9 protein-coding genes are annotated in these 12,481 nt (G+C 60.5%); 7 read left to right on the plus strand and 2 right to left on the minus strand.

Annotated features, from left to right (window positions below):
- Positions 1 to 52 precede the first annotated feature (52 nt).
- Both KR100_RS12460 and KR100_RS12465 read left to right on the plus strand, forming a co-directional pair.
- On the plus strand, positions 53 to 304 hold the full coding sequence (locus KR100_RS12460) for an acyl carrier protein (RefSeq protein WP_239420335.1): 252 nt from the start codon (positions 53 to 55) through the stop codon (positions 302 to 304).
- A complete protein-coding gene (locus KR100_RS12465) occupies positions 288 to 1,562 on the plus strand; it encodes a beta-ketoacyl-[acyl-carrier-protein] synthase family protein (protein ID WP_038546594.1) in 1,275 nt (424 codons plus the stop codon). The genes KR100_RS12460 and KR100_RS12465 overlap by 17 nt, the downstream gene beginning before the upstream one ends.
- Here KR100_RS12465 and KR100_RS12470 read toward each other — a convergent pair.
- A complete protein-coding gene (locus tag KR100_RS12470) occupies positions 1,510 to 3,531 on the minus strand; it encodes a capsular biosynthesis protein (protein WP_038546598.1) in 2,022 nt (673 codons plus the stop codon). The two genes, KR100_RS12465 and KR100_RS12470, sit on opposite strands and share 53 nt — an antisense overlap.
- Before the next feature lie 43 nt (positions 3,532 to 3,574).
- Positions 3,575 to 5,584 (minus strand): capsular polysaccharide biosynthesis protein, encoded by a 2,010-nt coding sequence (locus tag KR100_RS12475; RefSeq protein ID WP_038546601.1) that lies wholly within the window; start codon positions 5,582 to 5,584, stop codon positions 3,575 to 3,577.
- A gap of 62 nt (positions 5,585 to 5,646) precedes the next feature.
- Here KR100_RS12475 and KR100_RS12480 point away from each other — a divergent pair, with 62 nt between their 5' ends.
- From KR100_RS12480 to KR100_RS12500, 5 genes are read left to right on the plus strand one after another with little or no spacing between them, the layout of a single operon-like run.
- The gene (locus tag KR100_RS12480) at positions 5,647 to 6,330 is read left to right on the plus strand and encodes a cytidylyltransferase domain-containing protein (protein ID WP_038546603.1); all 684 of its coding nucleotides are present in this window, start codon (positions 5,647 to 5,649) and stop codon (positions 6,328 to 6,330) included.
- Between the two features lie 24 nt (positions 6,331 to 6,354).
- The gene (locus tag KR100_RS12485) at positions 6,355 to 7,662 is read left to right on the plus strand and encodes a DUF6716 putative glycosyltransferase (protein WP_038546606.1); all 1,308 of its coding nucleotides are present in this window, start codon (positions 6,355 to 6,357) and stop codon (positions 7,660 to 7,662) included.
- A complete protein-coding gene (locus KR100_RS12490; protein WP_038546609.1) occupies positions 7,659 to 8,729 on the plus strand; it encodes a DUF6716 putative glycosyltransferase in 1,071 nt (356 codons plus the stop codon). Before KR100_RS12485 ends, KR100_RS12490 begins: the two co-directional genes overlap by 4 nt.
- A complete protein-coding gene (locus tag KR100_RS12495) occupies positions 8,726 to 10,036 on the plus strand; it encodes a DUF6716 putative glycosyltransferase (protein ID WP_038546612.1) in 1,311 nt (436 codons plus the stop codon). The genes KR100_RS12490 and KR100_RS12495 overlap by 4 nt, the downstream gene beginning before the upstream one ends.
- Before the next feature lie 39 nt (positions 10,037 to 10,075).
- Positions 10,076 to 12,364 carry an N-acetylneuraminate synthase family protein gene (locus tag KR100_RS12500; protein WP_204207724.1) on the plus strand — a complete coding sequence of 763 codons (2,289 nt, stop codon included), beginning with the start codon at positions 10,076 to 10,078 and terminating at the stop codon, positions 12,362 to 12,364.
- Positions 12,365 to 12,481 lie beyond the last annotated feature (117 nt).

The following is a 12,481-nucleotide window of genomic DNA, read 5'->3' on the forward strand; positions in this document are numbered from 1 at the left end:
ATCAAATCTGAGGAGTTGCGGGTTGGGAGAATCACTCCCTGACAAGCAGGAGTTGCAAGATCGCCTGATCGAGATCCTGCATCGCATCTCCGGAGCTGATCCGTCGACGATCAAGCCGGAGTCTCTCCTCATGGAGGACATCGGCATCGATTCACTTGGGTTCTACGAAATCCTGATCGAAGCCGACACCAGCTTCGGAATCCGGATCAAGGAAGAGGATCTGCTGAAGTTCAGAACAGTCGCGGATATCCAGAGCCACCTGGAGTCTCTGGACATCCAGCCAACCCATGCCGAAACCACCTGAACGCATCGCCGTTGTCGGATGGGGATCGTTGTCGCCCCTTGGCACCAGCGCGGATGTCACCTGGAGAGCCGTGCTGTCGGGAGCCTCAGGCATTGCGTCCCTGACGCAGGACTGGGCTGCTGACCTACCAAGCCGTATCGCGGGTTGTGTTGACGAAAGCGCGTTGTCGGACCTGGAACCGCTTCTCCGCCGGCGTTCCGACCGCTGCGCTCAGCTGGCCGTGATGGCCGCTCGCCAGACCTGGACCATGGCCGCAGACCACCGCGCCGGTGTTGACCAGCAACGGGTGGCTGTCGTGGTGGGAACCGGCATCGGCGGACTGGGGACCATGCACATCCAGCACCAGCAGCTCAGCGCCGGAGGGCCATCGCGGGTCAATCCACTGACAGTCCCGATGCTGATCCCGGATGGTCCGGCTGGCCAGGTCGCCATTGATCTGGGGCTGCATGGGGGGGCCCACACGCCCGTCTCCGCCTGTGCCTCCGGTGCCGAAGCCTTGATGCTGGCCCAGATGCTGCTGCAGGACGACCGAGCGGATCTTGTTCTTGCCGGTGGCGCGGAAGCGCCTGTGAACCGTCTTGGCCTGGTGGGTTTTTCAGCGATGCGTGCCCTGTCCTGCCGCAACGAGGAACCGGATCAGGCGTCTCGGCCCTATGGCCTGGAACGGGATGGCTTTGTTCTTTCAGAGGGTGCAGGCATGCTGGCGTTGATGCGCGATCGCGACGTCGGTTCCAAACCACGACTGGGTTGGATCCTGGCCTGCGGCAGCAGCAGTGACGCCCATCACATCGTGGCTCCGGAGCCGCAAGGCCTGCAGGCGAGCCGGGCGATCGATGACGCCCTTCGCAGAGCAGACATCAGCCCCGCTGATCTCTCTGCCGTCCAGGCCCATGCCACAGGGACCAGCCTGGGAGACATGGCAGAGGCAAGGGCTCTGCGGCGCAGTCTTGGATCAGCAGCGGATCACGTTCCCGTCTGCGCACCGAAAGGCCAGCTCGGCCACCTGCTCGGCGGTGCCGGTGCCGTTGAGGCAATCATCGCGTTGCAGTCCCTGAACGCCGGGCTGATCCCCAGGAGCGTCAATGCAGGTCCCCTCGATCCTGAGGTGGACCTCGCCATCACCATCGATGGAAGTCAACCAGTCCCGAAACGCGGCAGTGATCCCTTGCTGCTGAAGAACGCCTTCGGTTTCGGCGGTCACAACATCAGCGTCCTGTTGTCAGCGCCTGCCGGTAGTACTCCTGAACGGCGCGCGTGAAGCCATCGCGATCGAGATGATCCTCCGGCAGGTTCAGATCGATGGAGCGACCACGGCGGCAGTGAATGGTTCCCAACGGTGCCGACAGACGACTCAGCAGCAGCAGCCAGGGTTTGTAGCGGGCCCCGAGAGCCTCATCCATGCCGTCGTAACGGAACACCCAGGGCACCAGCCGACCGCCGTGGTGTCGAGCCAGAAGCCAGGCACTGGATGAGACCCTCTGTTCAATGGGCGTGACCAGCGAGCCGTTGGGGGCGATCATGATTTCGCCGTGTTCCCGCAGGAGTGCCGAGGCCCCCATCATTCCCTCAAGCCGGGATTGGGGCTGACGGTGATCCAGAACAGCGGCCCCGGCATTGCGTGCCGCGGCGGCATACCCGGGCAGAACCCATTTGAGATGGAGTTGGGCCGTTGTCAGGCCTGGCAATTGGAGGACACCCTGAATCACAAGCCCGTCGCAGGGACTGCGGTGGTTGAAGATGTGAACCAGCGGCACGTCCGGTTCCTCACTCCGCTGGCTGTCGTCCACCACCACCTGGACCCCAAGCGCACGCAAGGCAACCGCACAGGCCATGGTCATCAGCTGGGCAGCCCAGTCCGGCCGCCTCAGCAACATTGCAGGCAGCTGTAGACCGTAAAGAAGAAAACCGATCACCGCCCAGCCCAGGCGAGCCATCACGCGACCGACGATCAGGATGGGGTTGCCACCCCGAGCGCCGCTGTAGCGGGACAGCTGCGATGCAGGAGCAAGCTGGCGGGCCTCCTGACCAATCGGGAAGGTGATGCGGAAGGGGAAATCTCCATCGAAATTGCCGTTCACCTGGGTCGTCTTCACCAGGTGGTTGTAAAAGCGGTAGAAAAGCGGCCTCTCGCTGGGTTGAGGATCTCTCCAGAACTCATCCAATGGCTTCTGATCCGTGAGCCCGGGCAGGTTGTAGAAGGTGCTGCCCATCGTTTTGGTGGGCACGGCATGAAACAAGGCCTGAAGGCCCACAGTGCTGTTGACGGTGATCACACCGCGACACGTCCGCAGGAAGCGGCTGAGCGCACCGTCGTGGAAGTAGTGCACACGGCCACTAACGGCATAGCGACGTGCCAGCAGGTCGATCAGGCTCGCGTAGTTGTTGTATCCCCGATCGCGGGGATGGTGCTTGAAGGCCAGATGGTCTGAAGCGTGAGCATGCCCGGCGAACGATCGAATCACGTCCTCGATGAAGTCATGCATGCCGCGGTAAGGCGATCCCATCTGGATCTGGCTGTCACTGGAGACCTGAAGGACTGCCAGGAAGTAGGACGCATGCTCGAGAAGCCGGCGTTTGAGAGTTCGTTCCTGCCAGCGATAAAGCAGGAAGCGCCAGCTCCCCCTCAGCTGACACCACAGAAACCAGGGTGAGGGTTGCAGCTTGTGTTCGCCCTCGATGATGGGGTAGCGCGTGAAGGCGTGTTGGATGAACGTGGGGGCCTTCCACGCTTTGCGCCAGCGCCAGCCGGGATCGAGAACGATGTCGCTTGGCAGGGCGTCAACGGGGGGAAGGTCTCGGTAGGTTTCCACTGGTTGATTGAGATTGGAACGGGCGTTGACGCGATCCCGCTCCAGAGTCACGTAGTTGGGTCGCAGATAACCGAGTTCAAACACCCAGGCTTCGATGCCGAGCGCACGGGCTTCCTCGATCGCAATGCGGTGAGGAATGATGAAATCGCCATACATGAAGATGTGGCGGATTCCTCTCTCCAGGAGCAGCTGGCGCAGAAACGGCCGCCAGTCATGCATTGAACCGCGGTATGGAATCCGCACGTCGGCTGGGAAACCGAATTCGTGGAGTGGAAAGCTGACCTTGCTCACAGGAATGCCGCACCCCTGCAGATAGCGACAGAATCTCGCGAAAAACAGACCGATCGGCCCCATCAGCAGCAGCACAGGCCCATCGATGCGCACCTGCACCAATGCCGGTGCCCGCCCTCTACCCAAAGCGCTGACAACCCAGACCGAAGTTTTTGAAGTTTGGCACGGCTTATCGACGCCGCAGTCGTCCCCAGTTGCGGAACAACAATTGAATGAGGGTGCGACGTCCCGGTGGTGCCTGGCGCCAGAGCACCAGTTCCTCGATCGCCTGCTCGGGCTCGACGAACCAACCACTGCGACGGCTGACATAGCGGGGGTAATCGATCAACGCGGCATGGACGAGGGCATCGAGGCTGAGGCTGCGGCCACGGCGTTCTGATCGTTGCCGGTCGTTGGTCAGGCCCCAGCCGGCATAGAAGGGAAGACCCCAACAGTGCACCTCAAGACCCCGCAGCAGCCCCTCAAATCCAGCCAGGGAGGTCAGCACGTGCAGGGCATCCACCTGTTCGAAAAGCTGATGGATCGAACCAGCTGTGAGCAGCTCATCGCAAAGCTCGGCCGCGCTGGACTCTCCGTCGCCCTGGCGGCAAAGACCCGCCACGACATCCGGATGGGGTTTGTACACCAGATAGGCTTCTGGCTCGGCAGCTCTCACGGCTCTGAGCAGCTCCAGGTTCGTGCGGATGCCAGGTGCGCCGAAGCGGATGGAGGCGTCGCTCTCCACCTGTCCCACCACCAGAACGACCCGCTTCCCATGCGCAGGGCGCTGCCAGTCGGGCGCCCTCAGGTTGTATTTGGTGATGGCGTCCTGCACCAGTCGCCCCCTCAACCGGGCGGCCCGTTGCAATTGCAGGTCCGTCCAGCTTCCGAATGCCAGTTGATCTTCCAGATCACTGGACTGGGTGGCGTCGTAATACATCCCCGATTGATCCACCACCCAGGAAATCGGGTCGATCAGATCCGCTCCGAGGCCGACCGAGCGCAGAAAACCGTCCTCAACCCTCAGCAATGGGAACTCATGCTGTCGTGCCATCTGAAGCAGATGGGGCGTGTCCCGACGGCCCCAGACCACCAGGGCATCGGTTCTGCATCCCCGTCGTTGCCAGGGCCAGGGAAACTGCAGCCGCGTGCCTGCGAGGAAACGCCTGAGGTTGCGCTGCTTCCAGGGGGTGAAGCCGAACGCCTGGGCGCGGGCTGGCCCAGCGGCCTGAAGCCGCCGCTGGAGGCCGATCGCCCGCATCAGATCCTCTACCGGGCAAAGATCCCAGCTGTGGGGATCAATGCATCGGGGGTGTTCGATCAGACAGGCGTGAACAAGTTGCATCAGGGAAGCCCCTGCCTCGCGTCGTGCTGGCGGTGGCAGGCGATCCCGCGTCAGACCCCAGCCGGCATAGAACGGCATCCCGAAGCAGTGCACCGTCCGCCCCCAGATCAGCGCCTCAAACCCCATCTGGGAGGTGACGACGTACACAGCGCTGGCCTGTTCCAGAAGAGCCGCCGGATGACCTCCGTCCGCGCAGAGCTTCACGCGGGGATGCTCCAGATCGCGCCGCCTGAAATGCCCTTGTGCGCGGCCGTGGATCACGTCGGGATGCACTTTCACAACCACGGTGCAATCCGGGTTCTCCTCAACTGCCGATGCGAGCATCGTCCTGAAGGATGTCGCAGACGCCTGGCCGAGATCGATGGAACGGTCTCCTGCTGACTGGTCCACGACCAACACGAAGGGGCCGGCAGGCGGCTTCGACTCCCGTGGAGGATTCAATTTGCTGAGGCGTTGCTCACGCCAGAGGGCGCGAACCGCCACTGCCCGCTGCATCTGGACCGGGCTGAGCGGGGCCCCGATCCGGGTCTCAAGGCGGCTGGGGGCATTCGCATCCAGATGCACACCGATGTCGTCCACCAGCAGGCAGAGAGGAGGCTGCTCCGCGCCTTTGCCGATCGAGCGAAGAAAGCCGTCCTCGAGATGCCAAACCGGCACGTTCCAACGTTGCCCAAGCCGCTGCACACGTGCAGCACTGGGCCTGCGTCCCCAGGCAAGCAGCGCGTCGGGATGGTCACGCCGACAAGCCCTCCGACCGACAACCAGGGCTGAAGGAGCCAGCAGGGACGGCAGAGAGCGATGGGTCAACATCCCTGTCATCGGCACACCCAGCTTTCGGGCGTCAGGGATGGTCATCGATCGCTGCGGGAGTAGGACAGAGCCCATCGAATCCTCTCCGATCACAGCGATCGGCTCCGATGCACCAGTCTGACGACTCGGTCCTGGCCTTGATTCCAGCCCGAGGGGGGTCCAAGGGGATCCCTGGCAAAAATCTCAAGGAGGTTGGCGGCACGCCCCTCGTGGCCCGCAGCATTCTGGCTGCCCAGGCCAGTGCCCTGGTGACGCGCGTTGTGGTCAGCACCGACGATGACGCCATCGCGTCGGTCTCTCTGGAATATGGAGCCGACGTGGTGAGACGCCCAGCCGCCCTTGCCGATGACACCGCCAGTTCGGAATCAGCTTTGCTGCACGCACTGGATCTCTTCGCAGACGAGGGTCCCCTGCCGGCATCGATCGTGTTTCTGCAATGCACCTCTCCCTTCACAACGGGTGAACAGATTGATCGCGTGTTGACGGCATTGCAGCCGGAGAGCGTCAACAGCGCCTTCGCCGTGGCCCCCTGGCATGGATTTCTCTGGCGTGAAGACGGACGAGGGATCAACCATGACCCGCAACAGGCCAGGCAGCGCCGGCAGGACCTGGAGCCCTCCTTCCTTGAAACCGGCGCGATCTATGCGATGAAAACAGCTGAATTCCGCCGCAGCGGCACTCGCTTTTGCGCACCCTGGCGTCCGGTGGTGATTGAAGACAGTGGCCCGGAGATCGACACGATTGACGACCTTGTGCTCTGCCGGAATCTCGCTGGGATGGGACCCGGCTAGTTTTGCTGGATCCCGATCAGGTCGATGGCGCCAGCAGACAAGAAGCGGCTGGCCGGTCGACACGTCGCAGCTGTCGCCTGTTTTGACTCCTTCGCCAAAACGGCGATAACCCTCTTGGCTGCATGCCGCAAAGAGGGAGCTGAGACGACACTGCATCTGCTCGAGATTCCGAATCGCTCCCTGTCTCGTCGGCAACGCCTGGAAATCAGGCGGATCGATCCACGCACAAGAATCGAGCATGGGCGCTGGGATGGCTTCCGAAAGCTGGCTGCCGGGATGGCCGGAACGCTTGACGTTCTGTATCTGGGGCTGGATGGCCAGCGAAGTCGCGACGCCTTGCTTCAGCTCAAAGCAGTCTGGGGAGCGACACCGGAACGTCCTGTCCTTGTCAGTGCCTACCCGGGAATCCTGTTCCGCTTCGCTCTTGAGGGAATGCTGGACCGGTCCGGCGTCGACCTGCTCTGTCTGAACAGCCAGCACGACCTTGAGACCTACCAGCGGGGATGCGCCGCTCTCGGTATGGACAGCAGCAATGCTGTGCTGACGGGTCTCCCCATTCTCTGGCGGGTGGAGAAGCGCAGAAAAGAGCCCGACGTGCCAACCATCGTGTTTTTCGAACAACCATCGATCCCGGTGCATCCCCTGCAGCGGCGCTTTCTCTGCAGACAACTCAAGGAGCTGGCTCAGGCCCATCCCAGGCACCCCGTGATCTTCAAACCACGGACCTCGAGTCTGGAACGAACCTTGCACCGCAGCCACGGCGAAATGTCAGGGGTGATTGATCGCATGTCCAGGAGCGTCCCCAATCTCCAGCTGAGCTTCAAACCGGCCACGCGTCTGCTCCGCCACTGCGGTTGCGCCATCACGGTGTCTTCAACAGCAGCGTTGGAATCGATGACCATGGGCGTGAGCACGAGAATCGTTTCAGATCTCGGTGTCACCGAAACCCTGGGCAATCATTTTTTCGCCGAATCCGGATGCATCGCCAGTTTTGATGAAATTGTCCAGGACCCCTTCACCCCAACCCATGACAAAGGCTGGCTGATGTCGAATGGCTTGCAGCCACAGGGCATGGAATCCTTCCTGTCAGCAATCTTGACCTGTCTGGCGCGAGGGGTCGGACCACTCCAGGACGACAGCACCGGTCCAGCCGCCTGGGGGAGCATGTCCTGGCAGAGCTTCGCGATCCGCCAGGGAGGCCGTCGCATGCTGAGCAGCGGTGGGGCACGATCCAGCCAGCTCAAACGCCACCAGACCCGTAGTCTGTTTCGTCGGATTCGGGATGGTCTGGTGGGCTTCGGCTGGCTGTCCAAAGTTCTGCGAGGTCGATGACGGTCCTCTTGATCAGCGATGGCATCGACCAACAGTTCGCCTGTCATCACCTCGCCAAGCAACTCAGAGGGATTGGGCGCCGCTGTCTGACGGTCGGCATGACCGGGCAGAGCCTTGTCGATGTCTGCAGCCACCTCCCGATTCCTGACACTGACCTCGAATTCAGCGCCAGCGAGCTGCTTGGGACATCCTTGCTGGAGAACGCCGAAGCTATCGGATTATTTCTCCAGAACACCCTCGAGGAACAGAGTTTTGCCAAAAACTATCGAGCTATCTGCCGGAACCGGAAGCAGCAACCCGCTCCGTTGTTCGGAGGCGCGATCAGCATTGATGTGGGCGATCTGCTGATTTCGGGGCTGTCGGAACGCAAGCATCTCGACCTGGTGCTTGTCCCAGGAGACCGGCACCTTGCCGAAGCCGAGGTGATGACACGCCTATGGCCGGAGAGTCTCAAGCCTCCGCTGGTTCTCGCTGCCGGACTCTGGTTCATGCCGGAGCGACCACCGCCTGGAAGTCTCGGCGGCGACGGCAGGGGAATGCCCAGGACACTTGTCGCCCTCGTCCAGAAAATGATTCCAACCCAGGTGGGTGGCAAAACCCAGTTGCTCCGGCAACTGTTGAGCTGGGCCGAACAGTCGCCCCACTGGAACGTGGTCGTGACGCGCGATCACCCATCGATTGGGCAACAGCCCTGGATCAAGAAATTCAACCCTGAGGACTGGACCTTCCCTGCCAATGCAACCTTTGCAGCACCAGGTCAGATGCTGCCGCTGCTGGCGAACTGCGCTGCCTGCATCACGGTCAGCTCCCCATGGGCTCTGGCACCCATTTGTTGGGGGAGACGCAATCTGGTCATCGGCGACTTCGGCATCCACACCGATCAGGGCACAACGGCGTTTTTCGGCAGCGGACTGATGCATCGACTTTCGGCCGTACGCCAGCTCGATGACCTGATGGAGCTGCCGGCCGTCAACCAACACTGGCTCGAGGCGATCGGATGGCGCCATCACGATGGCCTCGATCGACTCATGCGATGTCTTGAGGGGATGAGGGAGCGCCGCCGATGAGCGACTTCAGGATTCTGCTCATTGGAGACAGCGACAGCCAGTTGCTGGCCTGCGAGGCGCTGTGCCAGTCACCGTCCTTCCGCAGCGTTGACGTCACCATCAACGCCATCCCGCGAGAGGGCACTCCAGATGTGATCCTCACCCGCATCGGCAGGCTCGGCAGGCTCTGGCGGCACGACATGGGAAGGCTGCTGACCCATCCGCAGCTGCGTGGCTTTGATGCGATCGGTGTCTACCTGACTGGGAGCAAGATCAGCGACTTTCGGCTGGCCCTCGACCTGCTTCCCGAAGGCAAGCGTCCCTTGCTGTTCTGCGGATTCAATGGAGTCGTGCTCGAGAAATTTCTCGAAGGCATGAGCTGGCGCCTCGGCTACGACCTGATCAGCCTCAGCGGCCCCCGAGATCGGGACGCATTGGAGCGCATGATCCAGCACACACCGTTCGCTCAACAGCGCAGCGTGATGGTTGGTCTGCGCCGCAACGAAACAAAGCAGCACGCAAGGTCATCTCAGGACGAACGTCCCAAGCAGTTTCTGTTTGCCGAACAGGTGGTGATGCCATCCAGCCCAGAAGACCGTGCCGAGATGGTCAGGATCCTTGCGGATCTGGCCCGACGCTCGCCGGATTGGCAGGTGTTGATCAAACCACGCATCGCGCCAGGAGAGTCGACATTCCATGTCCTGGACCTCCACATCAGCGAAACCCTGCGCCAGAGCATCGGACAACCACCGGAGAATCTAAAACTCGATTACCGGCCGATGCCGGAACTGCTCCGGACATCAAAGATCATGGCCACGATTTCATCGACTGCATTCTTTGATGCCCTCGACTTCGGGTGCAGACCACTTGTGATGGCAGATTTCGGGGTCAACCCAGCCAATGGCAGTCATGTGTTCGCTGGCAGCGGTGTCTGGTCCTCACTGAGGGACGCTGAAGATCTCGATGCCCTCGATCAGCAGCTTCCGGAGCCAGATCCAAAATGGCTCCAGTGGATGGGGTATGGCGAGAATTTTCAGCCCGAGGATCTGATCGAAGCCTTGATCGACCTCAAGGCCGAACCCGCTCAGCGTCTGAAGAACAGACCTGGTTACGTGACCAATGCCAATCTCAGTTTCACCCAGTTGAGACGCAACGCTGAGACAGCGATTCAGGCCCGCAACTGGGACGAGGCCGAGAGCTTGCTGATGCTTGGCACACTGTTGCGTCCAACCCATAGGAATGTCGCCCGACGGCTGGCCGCCGTTCGCATCGGCAACCCCGTGTTGAAGGGCCTGCTTCTGCTCATCACCTTTAGAGATGTGGGGTAATGTCTGCAGGTTGATGGCGGAGCTGCTGCAGCACGAACTGTGAAGGGCATTCAGATCGAGCGAAACTTCACCCAGTTCGTCGTTTTCGCTGAAGACAGCATTCTTTCGGCATTAAGCAAGATCACGGCCAATCAGTCACGGCTGATTTTCGTCGTCTCGGAAGCGGGCATCCTGCAGGGTGTTCTGACAGACGGGGATTTCAGGCGATGGATCGCCACATGCGGGGACATCGACCTGAATCGTCCAGTGACCGCTGCGATGAATCCGGATTGTCGAAGCGCACCGGAAGGAACATCGGCCGCTGAACTGGCAAGCGTCCTGACCTCAAGAATCATCGCCCTGCCCCTTCTTGACAGCCACGGGCGGATTGTGGCAGTCGCCTTGCCTGCCACCGATGGCCTGCAGATCGGCAATCGCAAGATCGGGCAGGGAGAACCCAGCTTCGTGATCGCCGAGATCGGCAACAACCACAACGGCGACATCGGCATCGCCCTGCAACTGATCGACGCTGCTCAGGCGGCAGGCGCCGATTGCGCCAAGTTCCAGATGAGGGACATGAGCCGTCTTTATGGCAACGCGGGGAAAAGTGACGATCTGGCCTCCGATCTCGGAACGCAATACACCCTGGATCTGCTGGAGCGATTCCAGCTCACGGACGACGAATTGTTCCGGTGCTTCGACCACGCAGCCGACCGTGGCTTGATCCCACTGTGCACTCCCTGGGATGAGACCAGTCTCGACAAACTCAATCGCTGGGGAATGGAAGCCTTCAAAGTCGCTTCCGCAGACTTCACCAATCACGCCCTGATCAGCCAGCTGGCGGCGACCGGGAAACCGCTGATCTGCTCGACCGGAATGGCCAATGAGCTTGAGATCCGTTCAGGCATCAAGCATCTCCAGCAGGAGGGGGCGTCCTACGTGCTTCTCCATTGCAATTCCACCTATCCAACTCCGTTCAAGGACGTCAACCTTCGCTACCTCGATCGACTGCGCGAACTCGCTGAGGCGCCCGTTGGCTACTCAGGTCACGAACGAGGCATCGAAGTTCCGATTGCGGCGGTTGCCCTCGGTGCTTCGGTCGTGGAGAAGCACATCACCATCGATCGCAACATGGAGGGCAACGACCACAAGGTGAGCCTGCTTCCCGATGAGTTCGCTCAGATGATGCAGGGAATCCGCCGCGTCGAGGAATCCATGGGCCAGGGCGGCGAACGAAGCATCAGCCAGGGCGAAATGATGAATCGCGAAGTTCTGGCCAAAAGTCTGGTCGCCGCCTGCGACATACCCGCCGGCACAGAGATCACGGCATCCATGATCAGGATCCAGAGTCCTGGCCAGGGACTGCAGCCCAACCGACTTCCGGAGCTCCTCGGTCGTCGTTTACCGGTTGATAAAGCTCAGGGCGATGTGTTTTTCCCCTCAGATCTCAAGACACCTGCCGCTTCTCCACGTCGCTACCAATTTGAACAACCCTTCGGTTTACCCGTTCGATATCACGACATCAAAACCTTTTCACAATCCAGCAATCTGGATCTGGTCGAGATCCATCTCAGCTACAAGGATCTGGACGTGGATCTCGAACAGGTTCTGCCGGAGCCACAGGACATTGGTCTGGTGATCCATGCTCCAGAATTGTTTGCCGGGGACCATACCCTCGATCTTTGTACGGCTGACCAGAGCTACAGAACGCACTCCGTGGCGGAGTTGCAGCGAGTCATCGACATTTCAAGGGATCTGCGGGAACGATTCCGTTGTTCAGAACCAGTCCTGCTCGTCACCAACGTGGGTGGTTTTTCCGAACATCGTCATCTCGACCGAGCTGAGCGCATACCACTCCGCGAACGCCTGCTCGAAAGCCTGAAACAACTGAGCACACAGGGTGAAGTGGAAATCATCCCTCAAACCATGCCACCCTTCCCATGGCATTTCGGGGGACAACGATTTCACAATCTCTTCGTTGACAGCGAGTTCATTGCCGACTTCTGCAAGGAACAGAACATGAGGGTTTGCCTCGATGCATCCCATTCCAAACTCGCTTGCAATCATCTGCACAGTCCGTTCCGCGAATTTCTTCGGGCGATCCTTCCCTACACAGCACATCTTCACCTCGCCGACGCCAAGGACGTCGACGGTGAAGGGCTGCAAATTCATGATGGCGAAATCGATTGGGTTCAGCTGTTTGAACTGGTGCAACGTCACTGTCCGAGAGCATCATTTATTCCTGAAATCTGGCAAGGTCACAAGAATGCGGGCGAAGGCGCCTGGCTGGCCCTCGAGCGCCTCGAAGAAAGCGCACGCCAATCGCAAGCTGTTCCATTGGCTCATTGAGGATGCCATGCGACTCTCAGCGCACCAATCAGATGCAGCGTTGAAAGACTTTTGCTTCAATCAACACTTAACCCACACAAGGGTCGATACGGTATCCCTTCAAAACGCATTATCCAG

The sequence above is a fragment of the Synechococcus sp. KORDI-100 genome, from assembly GCF_000737535.1.
Classification (GTDB): Bacteria; Cyanobacteriota; Cyanobacteriia; order PCC-6307; family Cyanobiaceae; genus Parasynechococcus.